This window comes from Streptomyces showdoensis (assembly GCF_039535475.1).
GTDB lineage: Bacteria > Actinomycetota > Actinomycetes > Streptomycetales > Streptomycetaceae > Streptomyces > Streptomyces showdoensis.
In genome coordinates this window covers 4,270,196-4,287,941 of sequence record NZ_BAAAXG010000026.1, presented here as the reverse complement: position 1 = coordinate 4,287,941, position 17,746 = coordinate 4,270,196, and the positions used below count along the sequence as shown (strand labels likewise).

Genomic DNA, 17,746 nt, shown 5'->3' with positions numbered 1-17,746 from the left:
CAAGATCTGGTGCTCTACTGCGCCGGGTCCGCGATCTTCTCGGAGGTCAGCAGGCCCGCGTTGATCTCGCGCAGCGCGATCGAGAGCGGCTTCTCGTGGACGTGGGTGTCGACGAGCGGACCCACGTACTCGAGCAGGCCCTCGCCCAGCTGCGAGTAGTACGCGTTGATCTGGCGCGCACGCTTGGCCGCGTAGATCACGAGGCTGTACTTGGAGTCCGTCGCCTCGAGCAGCTCGTCGATCGGAGGGTTGATGATGCCCTCGGGCGCGGTGATGGAAGAGGACACGCTCTGCCTTCCGAAGATGGAAAAAAGATCAGACAACGTTCATCAACGTTAGCAGCTCGCGGGCGACGTCCTCGACGGAGGTGTTGACGAGCGTGGTGTCGAACTCCGACTCGGCGGCCAGCTCGACCTTCGCGGCCGCCAGCCGGCGCTCGATGACCTCGGGCGACTCGGTGCCGCGGCCGGTGAGCCGGCGGACCAGCTCGTCCCAGCTCGGCGGGGCGAGGAAGACCAGCTGGGAGTCGTCCATGGACTCCTTCACCTGGCGGGCGCCCTGGAGGTCGATCTCCAGGAGGACCGGCTCGCCGGCCTCCAGGCGGTCGAGGACCGCGCCGCGCGGGGTGCCGTAGCGGTTGCCCGCGAACTCGGCCCATTCGAGGAGCTCGCCGTTGGCGATCAGCTTGTCGAACTCGTCGTCCGTCACGAAGAAGTACTGGACGCCGTGCTTCTCGCCGGGGCGGGGCTTTCGTGTCGTGGCCGACACCGAGAGCCAGACCTCGGGGTGGACCTTGCGCATATGAGCGACGACCGTGCTCTTGCCCACCCCTGAGGGGCCGGAGAGCACGGTCAGCCGCGGACGTACCTCTGCTGCCATGCAGCGATTATTCCAGCTTTACCGGTGTGCCCGGGACGCGTGTCCCGGGCACGGGGTGCCGTCAGGCGCCGGTGCTGCCGAACTCGCGCTCCAGGGAGGCGATCTGGTTGGAGCCGAGGCCACGGACCCGGCGGCTCTCGGAGATGCCCAGGCGCTCCATGATCTGCTTGGCGCGGACCTTGCCCACGCCCGGGAGGGACTCGAGCAGGGCGGAGACCTTCATCTTGCCGATGACGTCGTTCTCCTGGCCCGACTTGATGACCTCGTGGAGGGAGGCGCCGGAGTGCTTGAGTCGATTCTTGACCTCGGCCCGCTCCCGGCGAGCCGCGGCGGCCTTCTCGAGCGCGGCTGCGCGCTGTTCAGGGGTAAGGGGCGGAAGAGCCACGCCTACGTCACCTCGGATGTCGAACTGTCGGATACGGACCGGTGGGAGGCTCACGCCCCACACCAGTGGAGCAGCGACCGACGTGGAGTACGTCGAACGCCGACTCTGCCCCGGAGACTAGCGGCCAAGGCCGCTCCAGTCAGCGAGAACAGACGAAAACTCCAGGTCAGCATCCATCGGATCGGTCTTTTAGGGCAAATCACCCCGGATTTCGGTAAGGATTCCGCCAAGGACTCCTCGACCGGCGTCCGGGATGTGTTCGGGAACACTCCCCTCGGGCGTCTGATCGGGCCCGGATCAGCGGTGGGCGTACCCCACCGCGTCCCGGAACGAGGCGAATCCCCGTTCCGCGAGCGCCTGGCGCAGTTCGCGCAGCACGTCGAGCGGCGCCGACGGGTTGGTGAAGATCGCGGTGCCGACCGCGACGCCCGAGGCACCCGCCAGGGCGAACTCCAGGGCGTCCGCGCCCGAGGTGATCCCGCCCATGCCGAGGATCGGCACGGTCCGGAGGCGGCCGTCCCGCATCGCCGCGTACACCTGGTGGACGCAGCGCACCGCGACCGGGCGGACGGCGGGTCCGGAGAGGCCGCCGGTGACGCCGGCGAGGGCGGGCCTGAGGGTGTCGAGGTCCATCGTCGCGCCGAGCAGCGTGTTGATCATCGACAGTCCGTCGGCACCGGCCTCGACGCAGGCCACCGCGACGTCGACGATCGAGGTCACGTCCGGCGTGAGCTTGGCGTAGACCGGCAGGGCCGGGTCGGTGGCCGCCCGTACCGCGGCCACCACCTCGTGGGCGGCCCCCGGGTCGGCGGCGAAGACCAGGCCGCGGTCGGCGACGTTGGGGCAGGAGATGTTGACCTCCACGCCGACCACCCCGGGCCGGCCGGTGAGCCGGGCCGCCGCCTCGGCGAACTCCTCGGGCCGCTCCCCCGCCACCGACACCAGCACGCGCGCCCCGCGCTCGGCGAGCCACGGCAGCTCGCGCGTCACGAGGTGGTCGACGCCCGCGCCCTGGAGGCCGACGGAGTTGAGCATGCCGCTGGGCGTCTCCGCCATGCGCGGGGTGGGGCGGCCCTGACGGGGCCGCACCATGACGGTCTTGGTGGTGAGGACGCCGAGCTCGGCCGGCGGGACGAAGGCGGCGAGTTCCCGGCCGTACCCCGCGCAGCCGGAGGCCGTGCCGACGGGGTTGGGGAGGGTGACGGACTCACCCAGCGGGGCCGACATGTCGACATCGGCGGGTTCGAGCGCGGTCATGAGCGGACTCCTTCCCGGACTTCCCGGACTTCCCAGACTTCCCGGACTTCCCGGACTTCCCGGGGCTCGACGGACGGGGAGGGCTCGGGCGGGCTCGCCTCCGGCCAGCGCACGGTCGTGCCGTCGAAGACCGGGCCCTCGGTGCAGGACCGGACCAGCCGGGTGGCCCCGTCCGCACCGGCCACCGGCAGCACGCAGCTCATGCAGACGCCGAAGCCGCAGGCCATCGCCTCCTCGACGGCGGTGTGGCTGCGGGCGCCCGCGGCGACGGCGACGTCGGTCACGGCGCGCAGCATGGGCATCGGCCCGCAGGAGTGCACGACCGTCGCGCCGACGGCCCGGATCATGGCGGCGAGCGGATCGGTCGCCCGGCCCCGCGCGCCGTACGAGCCGTCGTCGGTGACCACGGCGACGTGCGGGGTCAGGGCCCGGGCGGCCGCCACGCCGAAGAGCCGGTCGGCGGTCGCGGCGCCGAGGACGAAGCCGACCCGGCCGCCGCGGGCGAGGATCGCCTCGGCGAGGGAGAACATCGGCGCGCTGCCGTAGCCGCCGGCGACCAGCACGGCCGTCTCGGGCGCGTCGGCGACCGGGAAGGGGGTGCCGAGCGGCCCCACCAGGTCGACGGTGTCGCCGGGCCGGTGCCGGGCGAGCGCGCGGGTGCCCCTGCCGTGCTCGGCGAAGACCAGCTCGATCGTGTCGGCGACCGGGTCGGCGCGGTGGACGGAGAACGCGCGGCGCAGCGGCGTGGCGGAATCGCGGCCCCCGATGGCCAGCGTGACGAAGTGGCCGGGCAGGACGGCCTCGGCGACGCCCGGGGCTCTCAGCAGCAGCCGGTGGTAGGCCCCGGCCGGTTCGATGCCGAGGACCTCGGCAGGTGTCTGTACGGGCCGCGCCACAACCGCTCCGTTTCCGGTCCGCGCCCCGGGCGGGCGCCTCCGCCCCCCAAACTGCCTCCGCGCGGCCGACCCGGCCAGGGTCGAACGCCCTGTCCACGCAAGGCACTTCGGGCCGAGGGGCAGGGACGGGTGGGATGGCCGGGGCGGCTAGGACGGCCGAGGCGGGCAGGACCACCGGGGCAGGTCGGACGGCCGGGGCGGCCGGGCGGTGCCAGCGGCTTGCCGGCGGCTTGCCAGCGGCTTGCCGGCGGCTGTCGCCGGTCCGGGCGGAGCGGAGCGGCGGGCGCCAGGCGCACCGCCTACCGCCCGCCGCCCACCGCCCGCCGCTCCGGAAGGGAGGATCCGGGGACCCGGTCCTAGCCGCCGATCGCGGTCCGCACCTCGTCGGCGAAGCGGTCCGCCGCGGCGCGCAGCGCGGCCGCGTCCGGGCCCTCCTTCAGGACGCCCCGGCTGACGTTCGGGACCACGTTGCGGACCGCCGCGCCGAAGACGGCGGGCAGGTCCGCCGCGGTCGCGCCCTGCGCGCCGATGCCGGGGGCGAGCAGCGGGCCGTTGATGTCCAGGTCGAAGGCGGACAGGTCGCCGAGCGTGGCGCCGACGACCGCGCCGAAGGAGCCCATCGGGGTCTCCCCCGCGTTCTCCGCCGCCAGGTGGGCCAGCATGGTCGCGCCGACGGTCCGGCCGTCCTCACGCACCGCGCGCTGCACCTCCGCGCCCTCGGGGTTCGAGGTGAGGGCGAGCACGAAGAGGCCGGCGCCGGACTCGCGGGCCAGGTCGACGGCCGGCTTCAGGGAGCCGTAGCCGAGGTACGGGGAGACCGTGAGCGCGTCGGAGAAGAGCGGGGAGTCCTTGCGCAGGAAGGCCTCCGCGTAGGCGCCCATGGTGGAGCCGATGTCGCCGCGCTTGGCGTCCATGACCACCAGGCCGCCCGCCGCCCGCAGATCGGCGACGGCGCGCTCCAGGACGGCGACGCCGCGCGAACCGAAGCGCTCGAAGAAGGCCGCCTGGGGCTTGAAGACGGCCACGGTCTCGGCCAGGGCCTCCACCACGGTGTACGTGAAGCGCTCCAGGCCCGCGATGTCGTCGGCGAGGCCCCAGGAGCTCAGCAGGGCCGCGTGCGGGTCGACGCCGACGCACAGCGGGCCGCGCTCGTCCATGGCGGCGCGCAGGCGGGCGCCGAAGGGAGCCGGGTTCTCCAGGGTCGCTTCGGTCACTTCTCGGCCTTTCGGTGGTCGGCGCCGACGGCCTCGGCGAGGGTGGCGTACGGGGAGGCGGCCAGGCGCGCGGCCAGGCCCTTGTGGATCGCGCGGGCGTAGAAGGGCCCCTCGTAGATGAAGGCGCTGTAGCCCTGGATCAGGGTGGCGCCCGCGAGGATCCGCTGCCAGGCGTCCTCGGCGTTCTCGATGCCGCCGACGCCGATCAGGACGATCCGGTCGCCCACGCGCGTGTAGAGGCGGCTCAGGACCTCCAGGGAGCGCTGCTTGACGGGGGCGCCGGACAGGCCGCCGGTCTCCTTGACGAGCGCGGGGTCGGAGGTCAGGCCCAGGCCCTCGCGGGCGATGGTGGTGTTGGTGGCGATGATGCCGTCCAGGCCGAGCTCCAGGGCCAGGTCGGCGACGGCGTCCACGTCCTCGTCGGCGAGGTCGGGGGCGATCTTCACGAGGAGCGGGACGCGGCGGTCCGTGACGGCGCGGTCGGCGGCCTCGCGGACGGCGGTCAGCAGCGGCCGCAGCGACTCGGTCGCCTGGAGGTTGCGCAGGCCCGGGGTGTTCGGGGAGGAGACGTTGACGACCAGGTAGTCGGCGTGGCGGGCGAGCCGCTCGGTGGACTTCACGTAGTCGGCGGCGGCCTCGTCCTCGGGCACGACCTTGGTCTTGCCGATGTTGACGCCCACGACGGTCCGGAAGACCTCGGCACGGGCGGCCAGGCGGTCGGCGACGGCGGCGGAGCCCTCGTTGTTGAAGCCCATGCGGTTGATCAGCGCGCGGTCCGGGACGAGCCGGAAGAGGCGCTTCTTGGGGTTGCCGGGCTGGGCCTCGCCGGTGACGGTGCCGATCTCGACGTGGTCGAAGCCGAGCATGGCCATGCCGTCGATGGCGACGGCGTTCTTGTCGAAGCCGGCGGCGAGGCCGAAGGGGCCGTGCATGCGCAGGCCCAGGGCCTCGGTGCGCAGCTCCTTGTACCGGGGGGCGAGGACGGCCGCGACGAAGGTGCGCAGGACCGGGGTGCGGGCGGCCAGACGGATCCAGCGGAAGGCCAGGTAGTGGGCCTTCTCGGGGTCCATCCGCTTGAAGATCAGGTTGAAGAACAGCTTGTACATGGTCCGGAATATCCCTCGTGCGCTCATGAAGAGGGGGACACCGCGGGTGTTGCCGGTGTCCCCCTGCTTCGTTCGGGCTGCTAGTCGCGGGCCGCGGTCAGGTGCTCCGCGTGCTCCTGGAGCGAGCGGACGCCCACGTCTCCGTGGTTGAGGGCGTCGATGCCCTGGACCGCCGCCGCCAGCGCCTGGACCGTGGTCAGGCAGGGGACGGAGCGGGCCACCGCCGCCGTACGGATCTCGTAGCCGTCGAGGCGGCCGCCGGTGCCGTACGGGGTGTTGACGATCAGGTCGACCTGGCCGTCGTGGATGAGCTGGACGATGGTCTTCTCGCCGTTCGGCCCCTCGCCCTCGGACTGCTTGCGCACGATGGTGGCGTTGATGCCGTTGCGCTTGAGGACCTCGGCGGTGCCGGAGGTGGCCATCAGCTCGAAGCCGTGGGCGACGAGCTCGCGGGCCGGGAAGATCATCGAGCGCTTGTCGCGGTTGGCGACGGAGATGAACGCGCGGCCCTTGGTGGGCAGCGGGCCGTAGGCACCCGCCTGCGACTTGGCGTACGCCGTGCCGAAGACGTTGTCGATGCCCATGACCTCGCCGGTGGAGCGCATCTCCGGGCCGAGGACGGTGTCCACGCCGCGGCCGTGGATGTCGCGGAAGCGCGACCACGGCATCACGGCCTCCTTGACGGAGATCGGCGCGTCCAGCGGCAGGGTGCCGCCGTCGCCGGTCTTCGGCAGCAGGCCCTCGGCGCGCAGCTCGGCGATGGTGGCGCCCAGCGAGATGCGGGCGGCGGCCTTCGCGAGCGGCACGGCGGTCGCCTTCGAGGTGAAGGGGACCGTGCGGGAGGCGCGCGGGTTGGCCTCCAGGACGTACAGGATGTCGCCGGCCATCGCGAACTGGATGTTGATCAGACCGCGCACGCCGACGCCCTTGGCGATCGCCTCGGTGGAGGCGCGCAGGCGCTTGATGTCGAAGCCGCCGAGGGTGATCGGGGGCAGGGCGCAGGCCGAGTCGCCGGAGTGGATGCCGGCCTCCTCGATGTGCTCCATGACGCCGCCGAGGTAGAGCTCCTCGCCGTCGTAGAGCGCGTCGACGTCGATCTCGATGGCGTCGTCGAGGAAGCGGTCGACGAGGACCGGGCGGGTCGGGGAGATCTCGGTGGACTCGGCGATGTACGCCTCCAGGCGCGCCTCGTCGTAGACGATCTCCATGCCGCGGCCGCCGAGCACGTACGAGGGGCGTACGAGGACGGGGTAGCCGATCTCGTCGGCGATGGCCTTGGCGCCGGCGAAGGTGGTCGCGGTGCCGTGCTTCGGCGCGGGCAGCCCGGCCTCGGCGAGCACCTGGCCGAAGGCGCCGCGGTCCTCGGCGGCGTGGATGGCCTCCGGGGAGGTGCCGACGACCGGCACGCCGTTGTCCTTGAGCGCCTGGGCGAGGCCCAGCGGGGTCTGGCCGCCGAGCTGGACGACGACGCCGGCGATCGGGCCCGCGAGGGACTCGGCGTGGACGATCTCCAGCACGTCCTCGAGCGTCAGCGGCTCGAAGTACAGGCGGTCGGAGGTGTCGTAGTCCGTCGAGACGGTCTCGGGGTTGCAGTTGACCATCACGGTCTCGTAGCCCGCGTCGCTGAGCGCGAAGGAGGCGTGGACGCAGGAGTAGTCGAACTCGATGCCCTGGCCGATGCGGTTCGGGCCGGAGCCCAGGATGATCACCGCGGGCTTCTCGCGCGGCGCGACCTCGGTCTCCTCGTCGTACGAGGAGTAGAAGTACGGGGTCTTGGCGGCGAACTCGGCGGCGCAGGTGTCGACCGTCTTGTAGACCGGGCGGACGCCGAGGGCGTGCCGGACCTCGCGGACGACGTCCTCGCGCAGGCCGCGGATCTCGGCGATCTGGGCGTCGGAGAAGCCGTGGCGCTTGGCCTCGGCGAGGAGCTCGGGCTCCAGCTTCTCGGCGGCGGCCAGGTCGTCGGCGATCTCCTTGATGAGGAAGAGCTGGTCGACGAACCAGGGGTCGATCCTGGTGGCCTCGAAGACCTCCTCGGGGGTGGCGCCCGCGCGGATGGCCTGCATGACGGTGTTGATCCGGCCGTCGGTGGGGCGGACCGCCTCGCGGAGCAGCTCGGCCTTGTCGCCGGTCTCGCCGGTGAAGGCGAACTGCGAGCCCTTCTTCTCCAGCGAGCGCAGGGCCTTCTGGAGCGCCTCGGTGAAGTTGCGGCCGATCGCCATGGCCTCGCCGACCGACTTCATGGTCGTGGTCAGCGTGGAGTCGGCGGCCGGGAACTTCTCGAAGGCGAAGCGCGGGGCCTTGACGACGACGTAGTCGAGGGTCGGCTCGAAGGAGGCCGGCGTCTTCTCGGTGATGTCGTTCGGGATCTCGTCCAGCGTGTAGCCGACGGCCAGACGGGCCGCGATCTTGGCGATCGGGAAGCCGGTGGCCTTGGAGGCGAGCGCGGAGGAGCGGGAGACGCGCGGGTTCATCTCGATGACGATGATCCGGCCGTCGACCGGGTCGATCGCGAACTGGATGTTGCAGCCGCCGGTGTCGACGCCGACCTCGCGGATGATCGCGATGCCGATGTCGCGCAGCCGCTGGTACTCGCGGTCGGTGAGCGTCATCGCCGGGGCGACGGTGATCGAGTCACCGGTGTGGACGCCCATCGGGTCGAAGTTCTCGATGGAGCAGACGACCACGACGTTGTCGTTCTTGTCGCGCATCAGCTCCAGCTCGTACTCCTTCCAGCCGAGGATGGACTCCTCCAGGAGCACCTCGGTGGTCGGGGAGAGCGTCAGGCCCTGGCCGGCGATGCGGCGCAGCTCCTCCTCGTCGTGGGCGAAGCCGGAGCCGGCGCCGCCCATGGTGAAGGAGGGGCGCACGACGACGGGGTAGCCGCCGAGCGTCTCGACGCCCTTGAGGACGTCGTCCATGGAGTGGCAGATGACCGAGCGCGCGGACTCGCCATAGCCGATCTTGGCCTTGACGGCCTCGACGACGCCCTTGAAGAGGTCGCGGTCCTCGCCCTTGTGGATGGCCTCGACGTTGGCGCCGATGAGCTCGACGCCGTACTTCTCGAGGACGCCCTGCTCGTGCATGGAGATCGCGGTGTTGAGCGCGGTCTGGCCGCCGAGGGTGGGCAGGAGGGCGTCGGGGCGCTCCTTGGCGATGATCTTCTCGACGAACTCGGGGGTGATCGGCTCGACGTACGTGGCGTCGGCGATCTCCGGGTCGGTCATGATCGTGGCCGGGTTGGAGTTCACCAGGATGACCCGCAGGCCCTCGGCCTTGAGGATGCGGCACGCCTGGGTGCCGGAGTAGTCGAACTCGGCGGCCTGGCCGATGACGATCGGGCCGGAGCCGATGACCAGGACGGACTGGATATCGGTGCGCTTAGGCACGCTCGGCCTCCATCAGGGATACGAAGCGGTCGAAGAGGTACGCGGCGTCGTGCGGGCCCGCGGCCGCCTCGGGGTGGTACTGGACGGAGAAGGCCGGCTGGTCGAGCAGCTGCAGGCCCTCCACGACGTTGTCGTTCAGGCACACGTGGGAGACCTCGGCGCGCCCGAAGGGGGTCTCGGAGACCTTGTCGAGGGGCGCGTCGACGGCGAAGCCGTGGTTGTGCGCGGTGACCTCGACCTTGCCGGTGGTGCGGTCCTGGACGGGCTGGTTGATGCCCCGGTGGCCGTACTTCAGCTTGTAGGTGCCGAAGCCGAGCGCGCGGCCGAGGATCTGGTTGCCGAAGCAGATGCCGAAGAGCGGCGTCCTGCGCTCCAGGACGGCGCGCATGACGGCGACGGGGCCGTCGGCGGTGGCCGGGTCGCCCGGGCCGTTGGAGAAGAACACGCCGTCGGGGTTGACGGCGTAGACGTCCTCGACGGTGGCGGTGGCGGGCAGCACGTGGACCTCGATGCCGCGCTCGGCCATCCGGTGCGGGGTCATGCCCTTGATGCCGAGGTCGACGGCGGCGACGGTGAACTTCTTCTCGCCGATCGCGGGGACGACGTACGTCTCCTTGGTGGCGACCTCGGCGGAGAGGTCGGCGCCCTTCATCTCGGGCTGCTGGCGGACCTCGGCGAGCATGGTGCCCTCGTCGGGGAGCGCGCTGCCGGAGAAGATGCCGACGCGCATGGCGCCGCTCTCGCGCAGGTGGCGGGTGAGAGCGCGGGTGTCGATGCCCTGGATGCCGACGACGCCCTGCTGCCGCAGCTCCTCGTCGAGCGAACGCTGGGCGCGCCAGTTGGAGGAGACGCGTGCGGGGTCGCGGACGACGTAGCCGGCGACCCAGATGCGGGCCGACTCGGGGTCCTCGTCGTTGACGCCGGTGTTGCCCACGTGCGGGGCGGTCATCACGACGACCTGGCGGTGGTACGACGGGTCGGTGAGGGTCTCCTGGTAGCCGGTCATGCCGGTGGAGAACACGGCCTCGCCGAAGGTCTCCCCCACGGCCCCGTAGGCGCGGCCGCGGAAGATGCGGCCGTCCTCCAGGACGAGTACGGCGGGAACCTTGGCAGCTCCCCTTGTGGAGGTCGTCATCGTGCGGTGCCTTCCGTCGTGCTTGCGTGGTTCGTGGTGCTCATGGAGTTGATGGCCTCGACCCAGGCGGCGTGGTCGGCCGCGCGGTCGGAGCGGAAGCCGGAGTCGAGCAGCGTGTCGCCGTGCGTCCAGGTGACGACCAGCAGGCCGCCCTCGGTGAGGACCTTGCCGGCGATGCCCTTGTCCAGGCGGGCCTCGCGCAGGGCGTCGGCCGGGATGAGGAAGTCGTGCGCGCCGGGGCGGACCACCGCGACGCCCTGGTCCGTCAGGGTGAGCTCGGCGCGGCTGCGGACGCCCAGGCCGTGGGCGACGATCCGGTCGAGCCACTGCCCGGCGGTGGTGGAGCCGTGGTAGCGGCCGGCCAGCGTGAGCTTCGCCTCGCCCTGGGTCTCCGGCAGCTCGTGCAGGGCCGGGAGGCCGGACTGGAGGCTGCCGCGCCACTTCCATCCCTGGCGCATCAGCCAGTAGACGAAGACGACGAACAGCAGGAGTCCCGCGACCCAGCCGATGCGGCCGGCCCAGTCGGTGACCTCGGCCGACTTCTGCTCGGCCAGTTGAATGAGTGGTGTCACGCCAGCTTCCCGTCGACGAGCGTTGCCCGGCCCCGCAGGAACGTGTGGGTGACGCGCCCGGGCAGCTCGCGGCCCTCGTAGGGGGTGTTGCGGCTGCGGGAGGCGAAGTCGGCGGGGTCCACCACACCACGGTAAGCCGGATCGACCAGCGTCAGGTTGGCGGGCTCACCTGCCGAGACGGGGCGGCCGTGCTCAGTGGCCCGCCCGATGGCGGCGGGCTTGACGGACATCCGGTCGGCGACGCCGGCCCAGTCGAGGAGGCCGGTCTCGACCATCGTCTGCTGGACCACCGAGAGGGCGGTCTCCAGGCCGACCATGCCCATGGCGGCGGCGGCCCACTCGCAGTCCTTGTCCTCGTGCGGGTGCGGGGCGTGGTCGGTGGCGACGATGTCGATGGTGCCGTCGGCGAGGGCCTCGCGCAGCGCCATGACGTCCCGCTCGGTGCGCAGCGGCGGGTTCACCTTGTAGACCGGGTTGTACGACCGTACGAGCTCGTCCGTGAGGAGGAGGTGGTGCGGGGTGACCTCGGCGGTGACGTCGATGCCGCGGGACTTGGCCCAGCGGACGATCTCGACGGAGCCGGCCGTGGAGAGGTGGCAGATGTGGACGCGGGAGCCGACGTGCTCGGCGAGCAGGACGTCGCGGGCGATGATCGACTCCTCCGCGACGGCCGGCCAGCCGCCGAGGCCGAGCTCCGCGGAGACGACGCCCTCGTTCATCTGGGCGCCCTCGGTGAGGCGGGGCTCCTGGGCGTGCTGGGCGACGACGCCGCCGAAGGCCTTCACGTACTCCAGGGCGCGGCGCATGATCACGGCGTCGTCGACGCACTTGCCGTCGTCGGAGAAGACGGTGACGCCGGCGGCGGAGTCGTGCATGGCGCCGAGCTCGGCGAGCTTCTTGCCCTCCAGGCCGACGGTGACGGCGCCGATGGGCTGGACGTCGCAGTAGCCGTGCTCGCGGCCGAGGCGGTAGACCTGCTCGACGACACCGGCGGTGTCGGCGACCGGGTGGGTGTTGGCCATGGCGAAGACGGCCGTGTAGCCGCCGGAGGCGGCGGCCCGGGTGCCGGTGAGGACGGTCTCGGAGTCCTCGCGGCCCGGCTCGCGCAGGTGGGTGTGCAGGTCGACGAGACCGGGCAGCAGGATCTGCCCCTCGGCCTCGATCACCTGGGCGCCCTCGGCCGACAGGCCGGTGCCCACCTCGGCGATGGTCTCGCCGTCGATCAGGACGTCCTGGGCCTCGCCGCCGAGCACCTTCGCACCACGGATCAGGATCTTGCTCATGGGGTTCAGTTCTCCTCGGTGCGGGGGGTGGCGGGGGTGGCGGGCTCGTAGCCGCCCAGCAGCAGGTAGAGCACGGCCATCCGGATGGAGACGCCGTTGGCGACCTGCTCGACGACCGTGCAGCGGTCGGAGTCGGCGACCTCGGCGGTGATCTCCATGCCGCGGACCATGGGCCCGGGGTGCATGACGATGGCGTGCTCGGGCATCTTCGCCATCCGCTCGCCGTCCAGCCCGTACCGGCGCGAGTACTCGCGCTCGGTCGGGAAGAAGGCGGCGTTCATCCGCTCGCGCTGCACACGCAGCATCATCACCGCGTCGGACTTCGGCAGCACGCCGTCGAGGTCGTACGAGACCTCGCAGGGCCAGGTCTCGACGCCGACCGGGACCAGGGTGGGCGGGGCCACCAGGGTGACCTCGGCGCCGAGGGTGTGCAGCAGGTCGACGTTGGAGCGGGCGACCCGGCTGTGCAGGACGTCGCCGACGAGCGTGATGCGCTTGCCGGCCAGGTCCTTGCCGAGACCGGTGTCGCGGCCGATCAGGCGGCGGCGCATGGTGAAGGCGTCGAGCAGGGCCTGGGTGGGGTGCTGGTGGGTGCCGTCGCCGGCGTTGATGACCGGGGCGTCGATCCAGCCCGAGGTGGCCAGGCGGTACGGGGCGCCGGAGGCGCTGTGCCGGATGACGACGGCGTCGACGCCCATCGCCTCCAGGGTCTGCGCGGTGTCCTTGAGCGACTCGCCCTTGGAGACGCTGGAGCCCTTGGCCGCGAAGTTGATCACGTCGGCGGAGAGGCGCTTCTCGGCGGCCTCGAAGGAGATCCGGGTCCGGGTGGAGTCCTCGAAGAAGAGGTTGCAGATCGTGCGGCCGCGCAGGGTCGGCAGCTTCTTGATGGGCCGGTCGGCCACCCGGGCCATCTCCTCGGCGGTGTCGAGGATGAGGACGGCGTCGTCGCGGGTGAGGTCGGCGGCCGAGATGAGGTGACGCATCATCGGGTTTCTCTCCGTGGTGGGGAGGGCGAGGGCATGCGGGTGCGCAGGGCTGTGCCCCGGACCCGTCGGGGGCCGGTCCGGCTAGGAGGCGGGCTTGCTGCCGAGCAGCACGGTGTCGCGACCGTCCTCCTCGGCGAGCTGGACCTTGACCGTCTCCCGCAGCGACGTGGGGAGGTTCTTGCCGACGTAGTCGGCGCGGATCGGGAGCTCGCGGTGGCCGCGGTCGACGAGGACGGCGAGCTGGACCGCGCGGGGGCGGCCGATGTCGCCGAGGGCGTCGAGGGCGGCGCGGATGGTGCGGCCGGAGAAGAGCACGTCGTCGACGAGGACGACCAGGCGGCCGTCGATGCCGTCGCCGGGGATCTCGGTGCGGCCGATGGCGCGCGCCGGCTTCATCCGCAGGTCGTCGCGGTACATGGTGATGTCGAGGGAACCGACCGGGACCTTGGCGCCGGTGATCGATTCGAGCTTCTCGGCGAGACGGCGGGCGAGGAAGACACCGCGGGTCGGGATGCCGAGGAGGACCACGTCGTCGGCGCCCTTGGCGCGCTCGACGATCTCGTGGGCGATGCGGGTCAGGACCCGCGCGATGTCCGGGGCCTCGAGAACGGGCCGGGCATCGGTCTGCTGCTGTGCGTGCTGCTGTGCGTCCATATGAAAACGGACCTCCTTCTCCGCCTCACGGGACGGACCTTAAAGGACGTCGGAATTGCGCGGTCCAGCCTACCAGGGGCGGGCAGGTGCCCTGCTCACCACCCTCGCGCCACTCCGGGCGCCGTCCCCCGGGAGGGGGCGGTATGGACCATTCGGCTTGACGGGAGAGTGTCACGCTGCGTAACCTCACAGTGAGTTACCAGCCGCGCGGCACCGCCGCAATCGTCACAGCGTCCGGGAGCGTTATGTCCAGCGAATACGCAAAGCAGCTCGGGGCCAAACTCCGTGCGATCCGCACCCAGCAGGGCCTTTCCCTCCACGGTGTGGAGGAGAAGTCCCAGGGCCGCTGGAAGGCGGTCGTGGTCGGTTCGTACGAGCGCGGCGATCGCGCCGTGACCGTGCAGCGTCTGGCCGAGCTGGCGGACTTCTACGGGGTCCCGGTGCAGGAGCTGCTGCCGGGCACCACGCCGGGCGGGGCCGCCGAGCCGCCGCCGAAGCTGGTCCTGGACCTGGAGCGCCTCGCCCACGTCCCCGCCGAGAAGGCCGGCCCCCTGCAGCGCTACGCGGCGACGATCCAGTCGCAGCGCGGCGACTACAACGGCAAGGTGCTGTCGATCCGCCAGGACGACCTGCGCACCCTCGCCGTCATCTACGACCAGTCCCCCTCGGTCCTCACCGAGCAGCTGATCAGCTGGGGCGTCCTGGACGCCGACGCGCGCCGCGCCGTCGCCCACGAGGACAACTGACCCCCTCCGGGTCGGATGCCTCGTACCAGCGCAGAAACGTGCCGCCGGGCCCCCGGGAGTCTCTCCGACTCCCGGGGGCCCGGCGCTTTCGTGCCCGCCCTCCAGGGGGTCCTCCAGGGGTACGGCGAAGGGGCCCGCAGCACGAGTGCTGCGGGCCCCTTCGCATGCCGTACGAGCGGCGGCCGGACGGACTAGACGTCCGCGTCCCGGCGCAGGCGCGGCTTCAGGTCCTTGAAACGACCCAGCAGACCGTTGACGAAGGTCGGCGACTCGTCCGTGGAGAACTCCTTGGCGAGCTGCACCGCCTCGTCGATCGCCACGGCGTCGGGTGTGCCGTCCTCCCAGATCAGCTCGTACGCGCCGAGGCGCACGATGTTCCGGTCGGCGGCGGGCATCCGGTCGAGGTCCCAGTCCACCGCGTAGGTCGCGATGAGCTCGTCGATGCGCGCCACGTGGGACGCGTACCCCTCGACCAGCTGCATGGTGAACTCGTTGACCGGCGGCTGTCGCTCGTCCGAGCGGGCATGCCGGACCTGGTCCGCGAGGACCTCCTGGACCGAGGTGCCGCGCTGGTCGGCCTCGAACAGGATCTGGAAGGCCCGCCTGCGGGCCTTGCTCCGGGCGGCCACGGTTAGTCGTTCACCCGGCCGAGGTAGTCGCTGGTGCGCGTGTCGACCTTGACCTTCTCACCGGTGGTGACGAAGAGCGGGACCTGGATCTCGTGACCGGTCTCCAGCTTGGCCGGCTTGGTGCCACCGGTGGAGCGGTCGCCCTGGACGCCCGGGTCGGTGTGCTCGATCGTCAGGACGACGGCGGCCGGGAGCTCGACGTAGAGCACCGAGCCCTCGTGCTGCGCGACCGAGGCGGTGAAGCCCTCGATGAGGAAGTTGGCGGCGTCGCCGACGGCCTTGCGGTCGACCATGAGTTGGTCGTACGTGTCCATGTCCATGAAGACGAAGTACTCGCCGTCCATGTACGAGAACTGCATGTCGCGGCGGTCGATGGTGGCCGTCTCGACCTTCACACCGGCGTTGAAGGTCTTGTCGACGACCTTGCCGGAGAGCACGTTCTTGAGCTTGGTGCGCACGAAGGCCGGGCCCTTGCCGGGCTTGACGTGCTGGAACTCGACGACGGACCAGAGCTGGCCCCCGTCGAGCTTGAGCACCATGCCGTTCTTGAGGTCGTTCGTGGAAGCCACGGTTGCGGAATCTCCTGGACTGACGTGGACCGGGGAGGCGTACGCGCTCTACAGCGCGAGCAGCTCCTTGGTCGTGATGGTGAGTAGCTCGGGTCCGCCGTCCGCCTCCTGGCGTACGACGAGCGTGTCATCGATCCGGACCCCGCCCCGGCCCGGGAGGTGGACCCCCGGTTCGACGGTGACCGGCACACAAGCGTCCAGTTTACCCATGGCCGCGGGTGCGAGCTGCGGGTCCTCGTCGATTTCCAGGCCCACACCGTGCCCGGTGAGGGGTGCGCTGACGTCTCCGTGGCCCGCGGCGGCGAGAATCTGCCGGGCCGCGCGGTCGATGTCGCGGTACTCGGCGCCGGGGGCCAGCGCCTCCCGGCCGGCCCGCTGAGCGGCGAAGACGAGGTCGTACAGCTCGATCTGCCAGTCGGCGGGAGTGGTGCCGATCACGAAGGTCCGGCCGATCTCGCAGCGGTACCCGCGGTAGTTCGCGCCGAGGCAGACGGAGAGGAAGTCTCCCTCCTCGACCCGCCGGTCGGTGGGCTTGTGCCCGCCCCGCCCGGAGTGGGGGCCGGTGGCCACCGAGGTGGCGAACGCGGGGCCGTCGGCGCCGTGGTCCACCAGCCGCCGTTCCAGCTCCAGCGCCAGGTGCCGTTCGGTCCGGCCGACCAGGATCGACTCCAGGAGCTCGCCGAGGGCCTGGTCGGCGATCTCGGCCGCGATCCGCAGACAGGCGATCTCGTCCTCGTCCTTGACGATCCGCAGCTGCTCGACGGCGCTGGACAGGTCGGCGAGGCGCAGCCGGGGCGCGACCGAGCCCATGGCCCGGTGCCGGGCGACGGTCAGATGGTGCTCCTCGACGGCGAGGGCGTCCGCCCCGGCCTTCCGGGCGAAGTCGACGGCGGCGACCGCCGGATCACCGCCCCCGGCGGGCAGCAGCAGCTGGCGGAGCAGCTCGTCGACCCGGCCGTCGGCCGGATCGGCGCCCGGGACGGTCGGGCAGAGCAGCACGTCCTCCTCCGGGCCGAGCAGCAGCACGGCCCCGGCGGGTGAACCGCCGGTGAGATAGCGGACATTGGCGGGGCGGGAGACCAGGGCAGCCGGGCTGCCCGCGGCCGCGCAGCGGTCGCGCAGCCGCACCCGGCGGTCCGCATACACCTCTGACATGTTCCGAGCGTACGAGGGGCCGCGCGCCCTGGCCTGTTCAGCGGGTCCGACCGGGCGGGGCGGCAGGTCAGCCGGCCGGCGGGCCCGCGATCGCCCGGGCCAGGACCTCGTCCAGGACCCGGGCGGTGGTCTCCACGTCGTACGTGGAGTTGTCGATGATCGGCAGGCCGGAGCCGTACCAGCCGGCCATCCGGCCGTGGATCGCCGCGACCTCCTCGTCCGACAGGCGCCGGTTGCCGCTGCGCTCGGCGTTGCGCTCCAGGACCACGTCCAGTCCGGGCAGCAGGACGACGGGGAGCAGGCCGGGGCCGACGTGGCGCTTCCAGCCGCCGAGGCCCACGACGGGCCAGTCGGGGAAGACGGCGTCGTCGAGGATGCAGGAGATCCCGTTGGCGAGGTAGTTGCGGGCGGCGAAGCCGCAGGTGCGGCGGGCCAGGCGGTACTGGGCCTCGGAGTGCTCGTTCCAGCCTGCCTGCGGGTCGGCGAAGCCGGAGCAGACCCATTCGCGGACGTCGTCGAGGCTGACGTGGGCGGTGGGGACGGGCCGGCGCCGCGCCCAGTGGCGGGCGACGGTGGTCTTGCCCGCGCCGGCCGGGCCGATCAGCAGCACGGCGAGGGTGGCGGTCCCGGTGCCGGCCACCGCGGGGGGCATCGCCCTGGGGGCCGTGACGGGGGCGCCCGTCCAGCCGGGCGCGGGCTGCGGCGGTCCCTGGGGCGCGGGATAGGGGTGGTGCGGTGGGGCGGGCGGTACGGGAGGGGGCGCGCCCTGGGCGGCTCCGGGCGCGTGGGCCCCGGGGCCGTGCGCCCAGGCCGAGAGGTCGGCGGGTTCCTGTCGTGGCGACGGAGCCCCCATTCCGTGCTGCATCCCGGTGCCCACTCCGTCCCGTACGC

The 17,746-nt window shown here is 72.0% G+C and carries 18 protein-coding genes; 1 reads left to right on the top strand and 17 read right to left on the bottom strand.

Annotation, left to right across the window (positions count from 1 at the left end):
* Positions 1–14: 14 nt before the first annotated feature.
* From rpoZ to pyrR, 13 genes are all read right to left on the bottom strand, one after another.
* Entirely contained in the window at positions 15–287 is a 273-nt protein-coding gene (gene rpoZ / locus ABD981_RS32715; protein WP_046907460.1) for a DNA-directed RNA polymerase subunit omega, read from the bottom strand.
* A 28-nt stretch (positions 288–315) separates the two neighbouring features.
* Entirely contained in the window at positions 316–879 is a 564-nt protein-coding gene (gmk, locus tag ABD981_RS32710; protein WP_046907461.1) for a guanylate kinase, read from the bottom strand.
* A gap of 61 nt (positions 880–940) precedes the next feature.
* On the bottom strand, positions 941–1,264 hold the full coding sequence (locus ABD981_RS32705; protein ID WP_030693098.1) for an integration host factor: 324 nt from the start codon (positions 1,262–1,264) through the stop codon (positions 941–943).
* Between the two features lie 297 nt (positions 1,265–1,561).
* A complete protein-coding gene (locus ABD981_RS32700; RefSeq protein WP_046907462.1) occupies positions 1,562–2,521 on the bottom strand; it encodes a dihydroorotate dehydrogenase in 960 nt (319 codons plus the stop codon).
* Complete coding sequence (locus ABD981_RS32695) at positions 2,518–3,417, bottom strand: dihydroorotate dehydrogenase electron transfer subunit (RefSeq protein WP_046907463.1); 900 nt, start codon at positions 3,415–3,417, stop codon at positions 2,518–2,520. Before ABD981_RS32695 ends, ABD981_RS32700 begins: the two co-directional genes overlap by 4 nt.
* 356 nt (positions 3,418–3,773) lie before the next feature.
* Positions 3,774–4,631 carry an orotidine-5'-phosphate decarboxylase gene (pyrF, locus tag ABD981_RS32690; protein WP_165590925.1) on the bottom strand — a complete coding sequence of 286 codons (858 nt, stop codon included), beginning with the start codon at positions 4,629–4,631 and terminating at the stop codon, positions 3,774–3,776.
* Positions 4,628–5,737: a quinone-dependent dihydroorotate dehydrogenase gene (locus tag ABD981_RS32685; RefSeq protein ID WP_046907464.1), complete on the bottom strand. Its 1,110-nt coding sequence runs from the start codon at positions 5,735–5,737 to the stop codon at positions 4,628–4,630. The genes pyrF and ABD981_RS32685 overlap by 4 nt, the downstream gene beginning before the upstream one ends.
* An 80-nt stretch (positions 5,738–5,817) precedes the next feature.
* Positions 5,818–9,126, bottom strand: a complete 3,309-nt coding sequence (gene carB / locus ABD981_RS32680; RefSeq protein WP_046907465.1) for a carbamoyl-phosphate synthase large subunit — start codon at positions 9,124–9,126, stop codon at positions 5,818–5,820.
* Positions 9,119–10,261: a glutamine-hydrolyzing carbamoyl-phosphate synthase small subunit gene (carA, locus tag ABD981_RS32675; protein ID WP_046907466.1), complete on the bottom strand. Its 1,143-nt coding sequence runs from the start codon at positions 10,259–10,261 to the stop codon at positions 9,119–9,121. Before carA ends, carB begins: the two co-directional genes overlap by 8 nt.
* Positions 10,258–10,833, bottom strand: coding sequence for a PH-like domain-containing protein (locus ABD981_RS32670; RefSeq protein ID WP_046907467.1), 576 nt, complete (start codon positions 10,831–10,833; stop codon positions 10,258–10,260). The genes carA and ABD981_RS32670 overlap by 4 nt, the downstream gene beginning before the upstream one ends.
* Positions 10,830–12,116, bottom strand: a complete 1,287-nt coding sequence (locus tag ABD981_RS32665; protein ID WP_046907468.1) for a dihydroorotase — start codon at positions 12,114–12,116, stop codon at positions 10,830–10,832. The genes ABD981_RS32670 and ABD981_RS32665 overlap by 4 nt, the downstream gene beginning before the upstream one ends.
* A 5-nt stretch (positions 12,117–12,121) precedes the next feature.
* On the bottom strand, positions 12,122–13,102 hold the full coding sequence (locus ABD981_RS32660) for an aspartate carbamoyltransferase catalytic subunit (protein ID WP_046907469.1): 981 nt from the start codon (positions 13,100–13,102) through the stop codon (positions 12,122–12,124).
* 81 nt (positions 13,103–13,183) lie between these two features.
* Positions 13,184–13,756, bottom strand: a complete 573-nt coding sequence (gene pyrR, locus ABD981_RS32655; protein WP_046907470.1) for a bifunctional pyr operon transcriptional regulator/uracil phosphoribosyltransferase PyrR — start codon at positions 13,754–13,756, stop codon at positions 13,184–13,186.
* A gap of 245 nt (positions 13,757–14,001) precedes the next feature.
* Between pyrR and bldD the strand changes: the two genes are divergently transcribed.
* The gene (gene bldD, locus ABD981_RS32650; RefSeq protein ID WP_046907471.1) at positions 14,002–14,502 is read left to right on the top strand and encodes a transcriptional regulator BldD; all 501 of its coding nucleotides are present in this window, start codon (positions 14,002–14,004) and stop codon (positions 14,500–14,502) included.
* A gap of 191 nt (positions 14,503–14,693) precedes the next feature.
* On the opposite strand, the gene nusB is transcribed toward bldD, so the two are convergent.
* From nusB to ABD981_RS32630, 4 genes are all read right to left on the bottom strand, one after another.
* Positions 14,694–15,131 (bottom strand): transcription antitermination factor NusB, encoded by a 438-nt coding sequence (nusB, locus tag ABD981_RS32645; RefSeq protein WP_046907472.1) that lies wholly within the window; start codon positions 15,129–15,131, stop codon positions 14,694–14,696.
* A 2-nt stretch (positions 15,132–15,133) separates the two neighbouring features.
* Positions 15,134–15,700: an elongation factor P gene (efp, locus tag ABD981_RS32640; protein WP_046907473.1), complete on the bottom strand. Its 567-nt coding sequence runs from the start codon at positions 15,698–15,700 to the stop codon at positions 15,134–15,136.
* A gap of 48 nt (positions 15,701–15,748) precedes the next feature.
* Positions 15,749–16,855 (bottom strand): aminopeptidase P family protein, encoded by a 1,107-nt coding sequence (locus tag ABD981_RS32635; protein ID WP_046907474.1) that lies wholly within the window; start codon positions 16,853–16,855, stop codon positions 15,749–15,751.
* Between the two features lie 67 nt (positions 16,856–16,922).
* The gene (locus ABD981_RS32630; protein WP_123954412.1) at positions 16,923–17,720 is read right to left on the bottom strand and encodes an AAA family ATPase; all 798 of its coding nucleotides are present in this window, start codon (positions 17,718–17,720) and stop codon (positions 16,923–16,925) included.
* Positions 17,721–17,746 lie beyond the last annotated feature (26 nt).